The organism is Klebsiella pneumoniae (genome assembly GCF_000742135.1).
Classification (GTDB): Bacteria; Pseudomonadota; Gammaproteobacteria; order Enterobacterales; family Enterobacteriaceae; genus Klebsiella; species Klebsiella pneumoniae.
Map to the genome: position 1 here is coordinate 1,414,869 of NZ_KN046818.1, position 15,507 is coordinate 1,430,375.

Annotated in this window: 14 protein-coding genes; 8 read left to right on the forward strand and 6 right to left on the reverse strand. The window is 58.5% G+C overall.

Annotated elements, in window-relative coordinates:
- Nucleotides 1-90: 90 nt before the first annotated feature.
- The 5 genes from DR88_RS18380 to DR88_RS18360 form a co-directional block, all read right to left on the reverse strand.
- On the reverse strand, nucleotides 91-1,224 hold the full coding sequence (locus DR88_RS18380) for an ABC transporter permease (protein WP_002895739.1): 1,134 nt from the start codon (nucleotides 1,222-1,224) through the stop codon (nucleotides 91-93).
- Nucleotides 1,214-2,953: an ATP-binding cassette domain-containing protein gene (locus tag DR88_RS18375; RefSeq protein ID WP_004147687.1), complete on the reverse strand. Its 1,740-nt coding sequence runs from the start codon at nucleotides 2,951-2,953 to the stop codon at nucleotides 1,214-1,216. The genes DR88_RS18380 and DR88_RS18375 overlap by 11 nt, the downstream gene beginning before the upstream one ends.
- On the reverse strand, nucleotides 2,946-3,941 hold the full coding sequence (gene hlyD, locus DR88_RS18370) for a secretion protein HlyD (RefSeq protein ID WP_004147688.1): 996 nt from the start codon (nucleotides 3,939-3,941) through the stop codon (nucleotides 2,946-2,948). The genes DR88_RS18375 and hlyD overlap by 8 nt, the downstream gene beginning before the upstream one ends.
- On the reverse strand, nucleotides 3,941-4,600 hold the full coding sequence (gene cecR / locus DR88_RS18365) for a transcriptional regulator CecR (RefSeq protein ID WP_002895746.1): 660 nt from the start codon (nucleotides 4,598-4,600) through the stop codon (nucleotides 3,941-3,943). Before cecR ends, hlyD begins: the two co-directional genes overlap by 1 nt.
- 73 nt (nucleotides 4,601-4,673) lie before the next feature.
- Nucleotides 4,674-5,597 (reverse strand): LysR substrate-binding domain-containing protein, encoded by a 924-nt coding sequence (locus tag DR88_RS18360; RefSeq protein WP_004147689.1) that lies wholly within the window; start codon nucleotides 5,595-5,597, stop codon nucleotides 4,674-4,676.
- Between DR88_RS18360 and DR88_RS30470 the strand changes: the two genes are divergently transcribed.
- The 8 genes from DR88_RS30470 to ybiB all read left to right on the forward strand — a co-directional run bounded on the left by DR88_RS30470 (nucleotide 5,589) and on the right by ybiB (nucleotide 14,908).
- Nucleotides 5,589-5,726: a hypothetical protein gene (locus DR88_RS30470; protein ID WP_004142057.1), complete on the forward strand. Its 138-nt coding sequence runs from the start codon at nucleotides 5,589-5,591 to the stop codon at nucleotides 5,724-5,726. The genes DR88_RS18360 and DR88_RS30470 overlap by 9 nt on opposite strands.
- A 287-nt stretch (nucleotides 5,727-6,013) precedes the next feature.
- Complete coding sequence (locus DR88_RS18355; RefSeq protein WP_002895749.1) at nucleotides 6,014-7,345, forward strand: MFS transporter; 1,332 nt, start codon at nucleotides 6,014-6,016, stop codon at nucleotides 7,343-7,345.
- A gap of 50 nt (nucleotides 7,346-7,395) precedes the next feature.
- Nucleotides 7,396-8,145: an SDR family NAD(P)-dependent oxidoreductase gene (locus DR88_RS18350; protein WP_002895750.1), complete on the forward strand. Its 750-nt coding sequence runs from the start codon at nucleotides 7,396-7,398 to the stop codon at nucleotides 8,143-8,145.
- A gap of 13 nt (nucleotides 8,146-8,158) precedes the next feature.
- Nucleotides 8,159-9,004 (forward strand): transketolase, encoded by an 846-nt coding sequence (locus DR88_RS18345; RefSeq protein ID WP_002895753.1) that lies wholly within the window; start codon nucleotides 8,159-8,161, stop codon nucleotides 9,002-9,004.
- Complete coding sequence (locus DR88_RS18340) at nucleotides 9,004-9,996, forward strand: transketolase family protein (protein WP_002895757.1); 993 nt, start codon at nucleotides 9,004-9,006, stop codon at nucleotides 9,994-9,996. The genes DR88_RS18345 and DR88_RS18340 overlap by 1 nt, the downstream gene beginning before the upstream one ends.
- A 214-nt stretch (nucleotides 9,997-10,210) precedes the next feature.
- Entirely contained in the window at nucleotides 10,211-11,566 is a 1,356-nt protein-coding gene (rhlE, locus tag DR88_RS18335) for an ATP-dependent RNA helicase RhlE (protein WP_004151702.1), read from the forward strand.
- Between the two features lie 187 nt (nucleotides 11,567-11,753).
- Nucleotides 11,754-13,910 (forward strand): ATP-dependent DNA helicase DinG, encoded by a 2,157-nt coding sequence (gene dinG, locus DR88_RS18330; RefSeq protein WP_004147693.1) that lies wholly within the window; start codon nucleotides 11,754-11,756, stop codon nucleotides 13,908-13,910.
- A 29-nt stretch (nucleotides 13,911-13,939) separates the two neighbouring features.
- Nucleotides 13,940-14,908 carry a DNA-binding protein YbiB gene (gene ybiB, locus DR88_RS18325; RefSeq protein WP_004147694.1) on the forward strand — a complete coding sequence of 323 codons (969 nt, stop codon included), beginning with the start codon at nucleotides 13,940-13,942 and terminating at the stop codon, nucleotides 14,906-14,908.
- Between the two features lie 109 nt (nucleotides 14,909-15,017).
- Here ybiB and ybiJ read toward each other — a convergent pair whose 3' ends face one another.
- Nucleotides 15,018-15,278: a DUF1471 family protein YbiJ gene (gene ybiJ / locus DR88_RS18320; RefSeq protein WP_004176772.1), complete on the reverse strand. Its 261-nt coding sequence runs from the start codon at nucleotides 15,276-15,278 to the stop codon at nucleotides 15,018-15,020.
- Nucleotides 15,279-15,507: the final 229 nt, after the last annotated feature.

Here is a 15,507-nt window from a genome sequence, read left to right on the forward strand (position 1 = left end):
TGCGTTTGCCCGGCCTACGGGATCGGCGAACCGTATAATCGATGTTGGTTAAACCGTAGGCCCGGTCGGCGCAGCGCCACCGGACAAAACCTAATCCAGACGCCGTTTGGTTTTCAGCCACGTCAGACCGATAAACATCACCGCCGACGCAATCAAAAACAGCACGTTGACCAGCAGCACCACCGGAATATTGCCCGCCAGAAACAGGCTTTGCAGAGTACTAACGAAATAGCGCGCCGGGATCACATAGGTCACCGCGCGGATCACCGCCGGCATACTGTCTATCTGGAAAATAAACCCGGACAGCATAATCGACGGTAAAAAGGCGGCGTTCAGCGCCACCTGCGCGGCGTTAAACTGGTTGCGGGTAATGGTTGAGATCAGCAGCCCCATCCCCAGGGTGCTGAGCAAAAACAGACTGGTAATGACAAACAGGATCGGCAGCGAGCCGCGATAGGGCACGCCGAGAATAAATACCGACACCAGCATACACAACAGCATCGCCAGCATGCCGAGGAAATAGTAGGGAATGAGCTTGCACAGCAGCAGTTCGGCGCGGGTGATCTCCGTCGACAGCAGCGCCTCCATGGTGCCGCGCTCCCATTCGCGGGCCACCACCAGCGAGGTCAGTATGGCGCCGACCACGGTCATGATGATGGTGATCGCCCCGGGGATAATAAAGTGCTGGCTAATAGCCGCCGGGTTAAACCAGTAGCGCATCTGCACGTCGATCAGCGGTTCAAAGGTTTCGCCGCGGTCTTCCGCCCGCTGCTGCTGCCAGATTTGCCAAATACCTTCCACATAGCCCTGAGCGAAGTTGGCGGTATTGGGCTCGCTGCCGTCGGTGATGAGCTGCAGCGGTGCGTCGGCGCCGGGGCGGGCCATCTGGCGGTCGAAATCCACCGGAATGACCACCATGGCGCGGATGCGCCCGGCCTGCATCATCTCAATCAGCTGCCTGCGGCTGTCGCTGACGGTGGCGTCGATATAGGGCGAGCCGGTCATGGTATGGACGAAATCCAGCGCCTCTTCGCTCTGCTGCTCAAGCAATACCCCGACCCGCAGCCTGCTGGAGTCGAGGTTAATGCCGTAGCCGAAGATAAACAGCAGCAGCAGGGGGATCACCACCGCGATCAGCCAACTGCTGGGATCGCGCACAATCTGCCGGGTCTCTTTGACGCACAGGGCGCGGACCCGCCGCCAGGAGAGAATGCTATTGCCCATGGCTATTCTCCTTGTCCCAGCGGTTAATCAGGGTAATAAACGCCTGCTCCATGGTTGGGTCCGTCTGGCTGTCGTCCGCCGCCTGGGCCTTCAGCGCGTCCGGGGTCCCGCTGGCGATAAGTTTGCCGTGATAGACCAGCCCGATGCGGTCGCAGTATTCCGCCTCATCCATGAAGTGGGTGGTGACCATTACCGTCACGCCTTTATCAACCATGCTATTAATATGTAGCCAGAACTCGCGGCGGGTAAGGGGATCGACGCCGGAGGTGGGTTCATCGAGAAACAGAATATCGGGTTCATGCATCAGGGAGCAGGCCAGCGCCAGCCGCTGCTTGTAGCCGAGCGGCAGCTCGTCGGCGGCGTGGCGGGCGATACTTTTCAGGCCAAAGGCATCGCTCATCCGGGCGATTTTTTCATTTTGCGCCCGGCCGCGCAGGCCATAGACGCCGGAGAAAAAGCGCAGGTTTTGCTCGACGCTGAGGTTGCCGTACAGCGAAAATTTTTGCGCCATATAGCCCAGATGCTGGCGCGCCTTGCCAGAGCTGACCTTGAGATCCATTCCCAGCACCAGCGCTTTGCCGGAGGTGGGCACCAGCAGGCCGCACATCATTTTGAAGGTGGTGGATTTCCCGGCGCCGTTGGGGCCGAGCAGGCCGAAAATTTCACCGCGCTTAACCTGGAAATCGACATGGTCGGTAGCGGCGAAATCACCAAACTTTTTCGTTAACGACTGGGCTTCAATGACCGTTTCCTCTTTGCTGCCGTCAACGCGATGGATAATCGCCCCCAACGGCGATTCAGCGGTCCCGGCGCCGCCGAGCAGGTCGATAAACGCATCTTCAAAGCGCGGTGCGGTGTCGGCCACCTGCAGCGGCGGCATGTCGCCATGCTGCTGGACTTCCTCAATGCGCGCGTCCTTTTTCAGGATCAGACGCACCGATTTGCCCTGGATCACCCCGTCGCTAACCTGCGGCAGCTTCAGCGCCCGCTGCAGCAGGCGGCGGTTGTTTTCCTGCGGGCTGGAAACCAGAAAGCTGCGCCCGGCCATGGTTTGCGTCAGCGCCGTCGGCTCGCCCTGGTAGAGCAGTTTGCCTTCGTTCATCAGCAGCACATCGCGACACTGCTCGGCTTCATCGAGATAGGAGGTGCTCCACAGGATCAGCATGCCGTCGCCGGCCAGCTCGTGCACCATCTGCCATAGCTCGCGGCGCGAGATAGGGTCGACGCCGACGCCGGGCTCATCGAGCAGCAGTACTTTCGGATCGCCCACCAGGGTACAGGCGAGGCCCAGCTTTTGCTTCATCCCGCCGGAAAGCTTGCCTGCCAGCCGTTCGGTGAATGGACCAAGGGAGGTGAACTCCAGCAGGCGGTCGAAAATTTTCTTCCGCGCCTCGCCGGTGACGCTGCGCAGGTCGGCGTACAGGGTCAGGTTTTCTATCACCGTCAGATCTTCATACAGGCCGAACTTCTGTGGCATATAGCCGAGCACCGCGTGCAGGGCGCTGTCGTCTTTTAGCGGGTCGAAGCCTATCACGCTGGCGCGACCCTCATCAGGCTTGAGCAATCCGGCGAGCATTCGCATCAGGGTGGTTTTCCCCGCGCCGTCGGGCCCCACCAGCCCGGTGACGTAGCCGGCGCGGATCGTACAGGTGAGCGGCGCTACCGCTGGCCTGTCCATACCGGGAAAACGGCGGCTCAGGCCGTTTAAGGCGATGATGGTCTCACTCATGTCCGTTCCCGTGGCTAAAGGAGATGGTCACCGGCATTCCCTGGCGCAGCGCGCCGTCGGCATCAGTCACCACAATGCGCAGACGGTAGACCAGATCGGTGCGCAGATCCGGGGTCTCGACGGTCTTCGGCGTGAATTCAGCGCTCGGCGAGACAAAACCGATTTTGCCGTGATAGGGCTTATCCGGCCGGCTGTCGGTATAGAGCAGCACTTCTTGTCCCGGCTGCGCCTGGCCGAGGTTTTTCTCGTCAACATAGGCGCAGACCCACACCGGATGCGTTAACGACAGGGTCAGTACGGTACCGCCGGCGTTGAGCATAGTGCCGGGCTCGACGGCGCGGGTCATCAGCGTACCGTCAGAAGGGGCGGTGAGCACGGTATCGTGCAGGTCCAGTTTGGCCTGGGCCAGCGCCGCCTGCGCCTGTTCCAGACTGGCTTTGGCCTGGGCAATCTCCTGCGGGCGGTTACCGGCGCGATACTGACGCAGCTTATCCTGCGCCGATTTGAGCGTTGCCTGCGCCTGATCGCGCGAGGAGCGGGCATTCTCCAGATCGTTGGCGGAAATGGCGCTGCTGGCGCGCAGCCCGAGCTGGCGCTGATAAAAGTTTTGCGCATAGTCGTAAGCGGCCTGCGCCTGTTTCACCGCCGCCGCGGCCTGGGCAATCTCTTCCGCGCGGTAGCCGGCCATCATCAGGTCATACTGCGCCTGGGCGGTGGAGACATTGGCCTGGGCCTGCAGCAGGGCATTTTCATACGGCGCGCGGTCAAGCTCGCCGAGAGTTTGCCCGGCGCGGATGCTGTCGCCTTCGTCGACGGTCAGCGAGGCCAGCCTACCGCCAACGCGGAAGCTCATGTTGACGGTGCGGATATCGACATTGCCATACAGGGTCAGCGGCTGCTGCCGGCTGCTCTGGTACCACCACCAGCCGCCGCCCAGCGCGGCGAGAAGAATTACGATCAGCAGAATGACGACGACGGGTTTTTTCATCAGCCCAAACTCCTTTGCGATAACCCATGCAGGATGAAATCGATATGACAGGTAATGACTTCGAAAATCTGTTCCGTTTTTTGCGCGTCAAACTGCGTCCAGCCGGTGCGCAGCAGGATAGTTTCACGCCCGAGACGGAAAGCGAGCACCTCGCCCAGCAGGGCGTGGGTATGGAGGATCATTTGCGTATCACTGGCTTCGCAGCCGGTCCAGGCGGCAATCAGCCGGGTGAGATAATGGTGCAGGGGGGCAATCACCTGCTGGTGGATCAGATGGTAGGCGGCGGTCGGCGCCAGCTGCTCACGGGAAATGAATTTGCTTAGGTTAACCGTATCGTCCTGGGTGAGCAGCAGGATCATGTTGTGGCAGGCGCTAAGGATGAGGTCGCGGATCGCCTGGCGATCCGGCGCTTCCCCGGCAAGCAGGTGCTCCGCCGCTTCGGCCTGCGGGCGAAAATTGTCGCCGATAAAATCGGCGATCCACTGGGCGCAGGCAAGATACAGATCGTCTTTCGAGCCAAAATAATAGGTGATAGCGGCGATATTCTGCCCGGCCTGGGCGGCGATATCGCGGGTGGTGGCGTGCTGGCCGTACTCGCCAAACTGGGCGATAGCGGCCGCGATAAGCTGATTTTTTGCCTGTTCGCCTTTACTGGTCATCGCGCTCGGTAAAAATTAATCAATCGATTGATTAACTTTAGGCGCCGACTGGCGGTTTGTCCACCAGCCGGGATCAAATATGGAACCCTTCCTCTTTCAGCTCTCCGGCGACCCAGGCGAAGAAGCGCTGGACCTTCTCCTTCTGTTCATTAGCGTGGGGGAGGACGAAGTGGTGCGCGCCGACCGGCATGCTCCGCTCGTCGGCAAATACCGGCGTCAGCTGTCCCTGGCGCACGTGTCCGCCGGCCAGCAGATTGCTCTCGAGGATCACGCCCATCCCCATTCTGGCCGCCTCGATGCTCATATATGACCGGTCGAAATTAAAAATGAAGTTTTTATGCCAGCCGCGGACCTTGTGCCACGACAGCCAGTTGCTCCAGTTAATCAAGGTGCTGTCGGAGTGGATCAGATCGCAGGCCAGCAGATCTTCCACAGCCTGCACAGGATGGCAGGCTAAATAAGACGCTGCGCTGTAGGGCAGGACGCGCTCATTTTTAATGGTTCTGACCAGCAGCGTCGGCCACTGTGACAGCCCGTGACGAATATCGATATCAATATTATCCCGGGAGAACTGGATGCTTTCGTATGAACAGGTCAGGCTGATTTTTAACGCCGGCCACGCCTGGCGGAATTTATCCAGACGGGGCATCAGCCATAGCAGGCCGAAGCTCGGCGCCGAATGAATGCGTAAATAATCCTGATGGATATCGTTGATCACCTGGCTGGTGGCCTGGCCAATCATATTCAGCGCCCCGGAGACCTCTTTGAGATATTTTTCTCCCACCGCCGTTAACGTGACGCCTTTGCTGCTGCGGGAGAACAGTTTTTTCCCCAGAAAGTGCTCCAGGCTGGCTATCTGATGGCTGACCGCCGAGGCGGTAATATTGAGATTCTCTGCGGCCAGATTAAGGCTGCCGGTAGCGGCGACTTCAATAAAAGCCTGGATATTGCGTAAAGAGGGCATCGGCAGATTTTTATTGGGTAGCGGTTGGCTCATGGCGGCATCCTGCGCGGGGCGCGAATAAAAGAAAATAGCGAACAGCGTGGCGCAGCCGGGATGTACAGCATAGGGAAAAGCGAAAAAACAACGTTAATTTGTGATGGGCTTAACAATTTATCTTGTTAAAAGCGCGCAGGTCAGAAAACGCTAAAAATTTGCGGGAAGTCACTAACTCAATTTTTCTCAATCATAATTGAGGTTTTTTGAATACCGTTTCATTTTGGGGTTGTTATATTCCTCTCACAGGCCTGATAACAAACTGCGATGTGCTTGCATCGCAATTATAAAACACCTAACCACCTGTTTCGCTGGCGAAAAGCATTTATCTCTTGCTCCTGTATGGATAGTAAAACGCGGTGATCCGAAGCGGCAGCTTACAGCGAAGTGGATGAGGTATAAAACGAGGAAATCCTATGTCACGTATAGATACGCTGGTCTGTACTGACGCCAGGAAAACGAAATATCGTTTCGTGGTTTTGACGATGATTTTTCTGGTGTATGCCATCAATTACGCCGACCGAACGAATATTGGCGCGGTACTGCCTTTCATCATTGATGAGTTTCATATCAATAATTTTGAAGCCGGGGCCATCGCCAGTATGTTTTTCCTCGGCTATGCGGTAAGCCAGATCCCGGCCGGCTTTTTCATCGCCAAACGCGGTACCCGGGGGCTGGTATCGCTCTCCATTTTCGGCTTCTCCGCCTTTACCTGGCTGATGGGCACGGTGAGCTCCGTGTTTGGCCTGAAGCTGGTGCGGCTGGGACTGGGGCTGAGCGAAGGGCCTTGCCCGGTGGGGCTGGCTTCCACCATAAATAACTGGTTTCCACCAAAAGAGAAAGCCACGGCAACCGGCGTTTACATCGCGGCGACCATGTTTGCGCCGATTATTGTGCCGCCGCTGGCGGTGTGGATTGCGGTGACCTGGGGGTGGCGGTGGGTCTTTTTCTCTTTTGCTATACCCGGAATTGTGGCGGCCATCGCGTGGTATCTGCTGGTCAAATCCAAGCCTGCTGAGAGCGGATTTGTTTCCCAAAGCGAACTGGCAGAGATTAATGCCGGGCGTGAAAGTCATAATAATAGCGTACGCGAAAATATCTTAATTGCCGAAAGATTCACCTGGCTGGATAAAATCATTCGGGTAAAGAAAATGGCGCCAATTGATACGGCGAAAGGCTTATTCACCTCAAAAAATATTCTCGGTGACTGCCTGGCGTATTTTATGATGGTTAGCGTGCTGTACGGATTATTAACCTGGATCCCCCTGTATTTAGTCAAAGAGCGCGGTTTCGATGTAATGAGTATGGGCTTCGTGGCCAGTATGCCGTGCATCGGCGGCTTTATTGGCGCGATCGGCGGCGGATGGGTTTCGGATAAGCTATTAGGCCGCCGGCGTAAACCCACCATGATGTTCACTGCGGTGTCAACGGTGGTCATGATGCTAATTATGCTGAATATCCCGGCCAGCACCCTGGCAGTTTGTATTGGATTATTCTTTGTCGGCTTTTGTTTAAATATCGGCTGGCCAGCCTTTACCGCGTACGGTATGGCCGTTTCGGATAGCAAAACCTATCCAATCGCCTCTTCCATAATTAATAGCGGCGGCAACCTCGGTGGATTTGTCGCGCCGATGGCGGCTGGTTTCTTGCTTGATAAAACCGGGAGTTTTAATTCTGTATTTACCTATTTTGGTATCTGCGCCGCCATTGGTTTGGTGGTGATTCTTTTCCTCGATGAACCACAATAACGGAAATATATCCTGTTAATTAATATGACGTAATGTCATGGAGTGAAACTATGTTATTAAAAGATAAAGTCGCCATTATTACTGGCGCGGCCTCCGCACGCGGTTTGGGCTTCGCGACTGCGAAATTATTCGCCGAAAACGGCGCGAAAGTGGTCATTATCGACCTCAATGGCGAAGCCAGTAAAACCGCCGCGGCGGCATTAGGCGAAGGCCATCTCGGCCTGGCGGCCAACGTCGCTGATGAAGTGCAGGTGCAGGCGGCCATCGAACAAATTCTGGCGAAATACGGTCGGGTTGATGTACTGGTCAATAACGCCGGGATTACCCAGCCGCTGAAGCTGATGGATATCAAGCGCGCCAACTATGACGCGGTGCTTGATGTTAGCCTGCGCGGCACGCTGCTGATGTCGCAGGCGGTTATCCCCACCATGCGGGCGCAAAAATCCGGCAGCATCGTCTGCATCTCGTCCGTCTCCGCCCAGCGCGGCGGCGGTATTTTCGGCGGACCGCACTACAGCGCGGCAAAAGCCGGGGTGCTGGGTCTGGCGCGGGCGATGGCGCGCGAGCTTGGCCCGGATAACGTCCGCGTTAACTGCATCACCCCGGGGCTGATTCAGACCGATATTACCGCCGGCAAGCTGACTGATGACATGACGGCCAACATTCTTGCCGGCATTCCGATGAACCGCCTTGGCGACGCGATAGACATCGCGCGCGCCGCACTGTTCCTCGGCAGCGATCTTTCCTCCTACTCCACCGGCATCACCCTGGACGTTAACGGCGGCATGTTAATTCACTAAGCGAGGCAAACAGATGAAGATGACCGAATCACAAAAAGTCGCCGCGGCGGCGTGGCGTATTCGCCGTTACGCCCTGCAAATGGGGGAAGTGCAGGGGCAGGGCTATATCGGCCAGGCGCTGGGCTATGCCGATGTGCTCGCCACCGCCTTCAGCCATGCCATGACCTATCGCCCGGAAGATCCCGAGTGGGAGGGGCGCGATCGCTTCCTGCTCTCTCATGGCCATTACGCTATCGCTTATTATGCCGCGCTGCTGGAGGCGGGCATTATCCCGGAAGCCGAACTGGAAACCTACGGCTCCGACGACAGCCGCCTGCCGATGTCCGGCATGGCGACCTACACCCCGGGGATGGAGATGTCCGGCGGCTCGCTGGGGCAGGGGCTGTCCATTGCCGTCGGCATGGCGCTTGGGCTGCGGCAGAAACAGAGCAAGGCCTGGGTCTACAACTCCATGTCCGATGGGGAGCTGGACGAAGGGTCGACCTGGGAGGCGGCGATGTCGGCGGCTCACTATGGCCTGAGCAACCTGATTAACCTTGTCGATGTCAACAAACAGCAGGCTGACGGCGATTCACGCAAAATCCTCGGCTTTGAGCCGCTGCAGGATAAATGGGCCGCCTTCGGCTGGTACGTACAGCGCGTGGACGGTAACGATCTGCCGGCGGTGATGGCCGCCTTTGACAACGCGAAAAGTTATTCCGGCAATCAGCCGCGGGTCATTTTATGCGACACGCTGATGGGCAAAGGGGTGCCGTTCCTCGAAACCCGCGATAAAAACCATTTTATTCGCGTCGATGCCGACGAATGGCAAAAAGCGATCGCGGTGCTGGACGCTAACAAACCGGAAGGAGTGCTGTAATGAGCCAGAGTCAACCCCGTTTAAAAACGTCGGCGATGATCGCCTCGATTGCTGATGAAGGCCAGGCGACCGTCCCTGCGCCCTTCGGCGTCGCGCTGTCAAAACTGGCGGCGCAGCGCCCGGAAATCGTCGGCATGACCGCGGACCTGTCAAAATATACCGACCTGCATATTTTCGCCCAGGCCTTCCCGGATCGCTTTTTCCAGATGGGCATGGCCGAACAGCTGCTGATGGCGGCGGCAGGGGGGATGGCGAAGGAGGGATTTATTCCTTTCGCCACCACCTATGCCGCCTTTGCAACCCGTCGCGCCTATGATTTTATTCACCAGGTCATCGCCGAAGAGCATCTGAACGTGAAGATCTGCGCGGCGCTGCCGGGCCTGACGACCGGCTATGGCCCCAGCCATCAGGCCACCGAAGATCTGGCGATCATGCGCGGTATCCCCGGGATGGTTATCGTCGATCCTTGCGATGCGCTGGAGATAGAGCAGGCGGTACCGGCCATTGCCGATCACCAGGGGCCGGTGTATATGCGTCTGCTGCGCGGTAAGGTGCCGCTGGTGCTGGATAAATATGACTATCAGTTCGAACTGGGTAAGGCGAAGCTGCTGGAGGACGGCAACGATGTGCTGATTATCTCCTCCGGGCTGATGACTATGCGCGCGCTGGAGGCGGCTGAAAAGCTGCGGGCCGATAATATCGGCGTGGCGGTCCTGCACGTGCCGACCATCAAACCGCTGGATGAGAAAGCGATTATTGAACAGGCGTCGAAGCCGGGCCGCCTGGTGGTAACTGCGGAGAACCACACCGCGGTCGGCGGCCTGGGGGAAGCGGTGGCCGCGCTGCTGATGCGTAAGGGCGTACGCTGTGAGCTGGATAGCGTGGGGCTGCCCGACGCGTTCCTGTTAGCCGGCGCCCTGCCGACCCTCCACGATCGCTACGGCATCTCCACCGCGAAGATTGTCGAAAAAATTAAGTATCGTCTGCGTTAACCCCATTGCTATGACCCACTGGCCGCTGAGCGCGCTCAGCGACCTTCTCATGCCCGCCAGCCAGGCGCGGCATTCTTTTGCAGATTTTATGCGGCCTGTCACAAAATCTGCTAGACTGCGCCCCTTCATGGCATTGTGGTTTTTGCCATCTCTTATCGCAATAATCTCCCTGAAAACTACGCCCTTCACCGGGCCGGGGCGGTTCGGAGTTGTTATGTCTTTTGATTCCCTTGGCCTGAATCCCGATATCCTGCGCGCTGTCGCTGAGCAGGGCTACGTTGAGCCGACCCCTATCCAGCAGCAGGCGATCCCGGCGGTACTGCAGGGCCGTGACCTGATGGCTAGCGCCCAGACCGGCACCGGTAAAACGGCGGGCTTTACCCTGCCGCTGCTGCAGCGCCTGATCCAGAATGAGCCGCACGCAAAGGGCCGTCGTCCGGTGCGCGCGCTGATCCTGACCCCGACCCGTGAGCTGGCGGCGCAGGTGGGCGAGAACGTCCGCGATTACAGTAAATACCTGAATATTCGCTCGCTGGTGGTCTTCGGCGGCGTGAGCATCAACCCGCAGATGATGAAGCTGCGCGGCGGCGTCGACATCCTCGTCGCCACCCCGGGCCGTCTGCTGGACCTCGAACATCAGAACGCCGTCAGTCTTGATAAAGTTGAAATCCTCGTGCTGGACGAAGCGGACCGTATGCTGGATATGGGCTTTATCCATGACATCCGTCGCGTACTGGCCAAACTGCCGGCGCGTCGACAGAACCTGCTGTTCTCGGCGACCTTCTCCGACGAGATCAAGGGCCTGGCCGAGAAACTGCTGCACAACCCGCTGGAAGTGGAAGTGGCGCGTCGTAACACCGCGTCCGAGCAGATCACCCAGCACGTCCATTTTGTTGACAAGAACCGCAAGCGTGAACTGCTGTCGCAGCTTATCGGCGAAGGCAACTGGCAGCAGGTGCTGGTGTTTACCCGTACCAAGCATGGCGCCAACCACCTCGCGGAACAGCTCAACAAAGACGGCATCCGCAGCGCGGCGATCCATGGCAACAAGAGCCAGGGAGCGCGTACCCGCGCGCTGGCCGACTTTAAATCCGGCGGCATTCGCGTGCTGGTGGCGACCGATATCGCCGCCCGCGGTCTGGATATCGAAGAGCTGCCGCACGTGGTGAACTACGAGCTGCCGAACGTACCGGAAGATTACGTCCACCGTATCGGCCGTACCGGTCGCGCGGCGGCCACCGGCGAAGCCTTATCATTGGTGTGCGTGGATGAGCATAAGCTGCTGCGCGATATCGAGCGCCTGCTGAAAAAAGAGATCCCGCGCATCGCGATTGCCGGCTATGAGCCGGATCCGTCCATTAAAGCCGAACCTATCCAGAACGGTCGCCAGCAGCGCGGCGGCGGTCGCGGGCAAGGTCAGGGACGCGGCGGCCAGGGTCAGGGACGCAGCGGACAGCCGCGCAGCCAGAATAATGCCCCACGCCGTCAGGACGGCGAGGCGCCGAAAGCGCGCACTCAGGACGGCAAACCGCCGCGCCGCCGTCGCCCGCGTAAACCGGCTGGCGAATAACACGCTGATGTCCGGGCCGCGATAACGCGCCCCGGCTCAGGCCCGTCTGTCCGCTACGCGGCGGCGGGCCTTTTTCTTTCCATTACACTATTTGTCGAGCAGGCTTCCACACTCCGCAGAAAGCAATACCTCCGGGCGGGCAAAAATGGCACAATAGTGGCTGTTTATACAGTATTCAGGTTTTCTCATGGCTTTGACCGCTGCGCTGAAAGCGCAAATCGCCGCCTGGTATAAGGCGCTTCAGGAACAGATCCCGGACTTTATTCCGCGTCCCCCGCAGCGGCAGATGATCGCCGATGTGGCGAAAACCCTCGCCGGGGAAGAGGGCAGGCATCTGGCTATCGAAGCGCCGACCGGCGTCGGCAAAACGCTGTCATATCTGATCCCGGGCATCGCCATCGCCCGCGAGGAACAAAAAACGCTGGTGGTCAGCACCGCCAACGTCGCCCTGCAGGATCAAATCTACAGTAAGGACCTGCCGCTGCTGCGTAAAATCATTCCCGACCTGCGCTTTACCGCCGCCTTCGGTCGTGGGCGCTACGTCTGTCCGCGCAACCTGACGGCGCTGGCCAGCACCGAGCCGTCGCAGCAGGATCTGCTGGCCTTTCTCGATGACGATCTCACCCCGAATAATCAGGCGGAGCAGAAGCTGTGCGCGACCCTGAAGCAGGATCTCGACAGCTACCGCTGGGACGGCCTGCGCGACCATACCGACAAAGCCATCGACGATGGGCTATGGAGCCGGCTGAGCACCGATAAGGCCAGCTGCCTGAACCGCAACTGCCACTACTATCGCGAGTGCCCGTTCTTTGTGGCGCGGCGGGAAATTCAGGAGGCGGAAGTGGTGGTGGCCAACCATGCGCTGGTGATGGCGGCGATGGAGAGCGAAGCGGTGCTGCCGGAGCCGAAAAACCTGCTGCTGGTCCTCGATGAAGGCCATCATCTGCCGGACGTCGCCCGCGACGCGCTGGAGATGAGCGCCGAGATCACCGCCCCCTGGTTTCGCCTGCAGCTGGATCTGTTCTGCAAGCTGGTGGCCACCTGCATGGAGCAGTTTCGTCCGAAAACCACGCCGCCGCTGGCCAATCCGGAGCGGCTCACCGCTCATTGCGAAGAGCTTTTCGAGCTGATTGCCTCGTTGAATAATATTCTCAATCTCTATATGCCCGCCGGTCAGGAAGCGGAGCATCGCTTCCCGATGGGCGAACTGCCGCAGGAGGTGATGGAGATCTGCCAGCGGCTGGCGAAGCTCACCGAGTTGCTGCGCGGCCTGGCGGAGCTGTTCCTGAACGATCTCAGCGAAAAGACCGGCAGCCATGACGTGGTGCGCCTGCATCGGGTGCTGCTGCAGATGAACCGCGCCCTTGGCATGTTTGAAAGCCAAAGCAAGCTGTGGCGCCTGGCGTCGCTGGCGCAGTCCTCAGGCGCGCCGGTAACCAAATGGGCGACGCGGGTGGTGCGCGATGGCCAGATCCACGTCTGGTTCCACTGCGTCGGGATCCGCGTCAGCGATCAGCTTGAACGGCTGCTGTGGCGCAGCGTGCCGCATATCGTGGTGACGTCAGCGACGCTGCGCTCGCTAAACAGCTTCTCGCGCCTGCAGGAGATGAGCGGTCTGAAGGAGAAAGCGGGGGACCGCTTCGTGGCGCTGGATTCGCCGTTCAACCACGTGGAGCAGGGGAAAATTATTATTCCTCAAATGCGTTATGAACCGCTGATGGATAACGAAGAGCAGCACATTGCCGAGATGGCGGCCTATTTTCGCCAGCAGGTGGAGAGCAAAAAACATCTCGGGATGCTGGTGCTGTTTGCCAGCGGGCGGGCGATGAACCGCTTCCTCGAGCATGTGACCGATCTGCGCCTGATGCTGTTGGTGCAGGGCGACCAGCCGCGCTACCGGCTGGTGGAGCTGCATCGCAAACGGGTGGAAAGCGGCGAGCGCAGCGTGCTGGTGGGTCTGCAGTCCTTTGCCGAAGGTCTCGATTTAAAAGGCGATCTGCTAAGCCAGGTGCATATCCATAAAATCGCTTTTCCGCCCATCGACAGCCCGGTAGTGATCACCGAAGGCGAATGGCTGAAAAGCCTCAATCGTTATCCCTTCGAGGTACAGAGTTTGCCCAGCGCCTCCTTTAATCTTATTCAGCAGGTGGGGCGTTTGATCCGTAGCCATAACTGCTGGGGAGAGGTGGTGATTTACGATAAGCGTCTGTTGACCAAAAACTACGGCGCGCGTCTACTGAACGCGTTACCTGTTTTTCCCATAGAGCAGCCGGGCGTTCCGGAGGTTATAGTAAAACGGAAAGCAAAACAGACAGCAAAACAGACGGGCCGCAAACGTCGCTGACGCCGGCGCGTGATGCACCAGGGGGAGCCATGGAGTACAGCAAAATTATAAAAGAGGTGGGTCGCGGTAAGAATCATGCCCGCGATCTCGATGAAGAGACCGCCCGTGCGCTCTACGCGCGGATGCTGAACAGCGAGGTGCCGGAGCTGGAGCTGGGGGGAATATTAATCGCCCTGCGCATTAAAGGCGAAGGCGAAGCGGAGATGAAAGGTTTTTACGCCGCGATGCAGCAGCATACGCTGCGCCTGACCCCGCCGGCCGGCAAGCCGATGCCGATCGTTATCCCCAGCTACAACGGCGCGCGCAAGCAGGCGAACCTCACGCCGCTGCTGGCGATGCTCCTGCACAAGCTGGGATTTCCGGTGGTGGTTCACGGCGTCAGTCACGATCCCACCCGGGTGCTGACCGAAACCATTTTTACCCTGCTGGACATTCCGGCCACCCTGCACGCCGGACAGGCTCAGGCGCAGCTGGAGGGCCATGAACCGGTGTATATCCCGGTGGGGGCCTTCTGTCCGCCGCTGGAGAAACAGCTGGCGATGCGCTGGCGGATGGGCGTACGCAACAGCGCCCATACCCTGGCCAAGCTGGCCACGCCGTTTGGCGAAGGGGAGGCATTGCGTCTCTCCAGCGTGTCGCATCCGGAATATGTTCCCCGGGTGGCGAACTTCTTTCGCGAGACCGGTGGCCGCGCGCTGCTGATGCATGGTACCGAGGGCGAAGTGTACGCCAACCCGCAGCGCTGTCCGCAGATCAGCCTGATTGATGAGCAGGGCGTGCGGGTGCTGTACGAACGCCAGACTGAGATGGCAGCGGAGGCGGTGGTCCTGCCGACCTCGAAAGACCCTGAGGTCACCGCGCGCTGGATTGAACGCTGCGTCGCTGGCGTCGAACCGGTGCCCAACTCGTTGAAGATCCAGCTTGCCTGCTGTCTGCTGGCCTGCGGGGAAGTCACCTCGCTGGAGCAGGGCCTCAGCCGCGTCAACGACTGTTGGTGATCGGATCTGCAGGATAAAAAAAAGCCCGTCCGGTGGCTCGGACGGGCAAGGCAAGGGTATTAAAGGTCTTTTCAGGGTTAATTCAGTGGCTTACAGATGGGTGCAGCGATTATTTATAGATAACCGCAGTACCGCTCAGTTTGTTGTTGGTGTTAGCGGAAGTAATGCTGTAGCCGGTCGCGCCAGCGGCTTCGGCTTTAGCAGCCAGTTTTGCTTCCAGACCATCTAAAGTGGTTGCGCCTTGCGCAGACACCACGCCGATCTTATTCATGCTTTCAGCCTGAGCGGGGGTAACCGGTTCGGCGGCAAAGGCGCCGAAGGAAAGAGCGGTCAGAGCGATGGCAGCGGCAGCATATTTGATGTTTTTCATAGTTAATCTCTCGCAGGTTGTTCTGTTCAGGGGACGATGTTCCGTCGATGTGATAAGTATCACGCTTTTCTGCGGGAGATAAAATCGAAGGAAATTCACAGTCTTCATCGAATTTTTTGAATGATTAATAATTTACTGATTATTAATAAATTATTTCTCATTCTTTTCGTCACGAAGCGTAGCGAGGAAGACCGACGCGTTTAAGGGCACATATTGCGACTTTTTCCGC

Coding starts and splice junctions, on each gene's coding strand:
- DR88_RS18380 (WP_002895739.1), bottom strand. CDS start 1,224: ATGGGCAATAGCATTCTCTCCTGGCGGCGGGTCCGCGCCCTGTGCGTC.
- DR88_RS18340 (WP_002895757.1), top strand. CDS start 9,004: ATGAGCCAGAGTCAACCCCGTTTAAAAACGTCGGCGATGATCGCCTCG.
- dinG (WP_004147693.1), top strand. CDS start 11,754: ATGGCTTTGACCGCTGCGCTGAAAGCGCAAATCGCCGCCTGGTATAAG.
- DR88_RS18345 (WP_002895753.1), top strand. CDS start 8,159: ATGAAGATGACCGAATCACAAAAAGTCGCCGCGGCGGCGTGGCGTATT.
- ybiJ (WP_004176772.1), bottom strand. CDS start 15,278: ATGAAAAACATCAAATATGCTGCCGCTGCCATCGCTCTGACCGCTCTT.
- ybiB (WP_004147694.1), top strand. CDS start 13,940: ATGGAGTACAGCAAAATTATAAAAGAGGTGGGTCGCGGTAAGAATCAT.
- DR88_RS18350 (WP_002895750.1), top strand. CDS start 7,396: ATGTTATTAAAAGATAAAGTCGCCATTATTACTGGCGCGGCCTCCGCA.
- hlyD (WP_004147688.1), bottom strand. CDS start 3,941: ATGAAAAAACCCGTCGTCGTCATTCTGCTGATCGTAATTCTTCTCGCC.
- cecR (WP_002895746.1), bottom strand. CDS start 4,600: ATGACCAGTAAAGGCGAACAGGCAAAAAATCAGCTTATCGCGGCCGCT.
- DR88_RS18355 (WP_002895749.1), top strand. CDS start 6,014: ATGTCACGTATAGATACGCTGGTCTGTACTGACGCCAGGAAAACGAAA.
- DR88_RS18360 (WP_004147689.1), bottom strand. CDS start 5,597: ATGAGCCAACCGCTACCCAATAAAAATCTGCCGATGCCCTCTTTACGC.
- rhlE (WP_004151702.1), top strand. CDS start 10,211: ATGTCTTTTGATTCCCTTGGCCTGAATCCCGATATCCTGCGCGCTGTC.
- DR88_RS18375 (WP_004147687.1), bottom strand. CDS start 2,953: ATGAGTGAGACCATCATCGCCTTAAACGGCCTGAGCCGCCGTTTTCCC.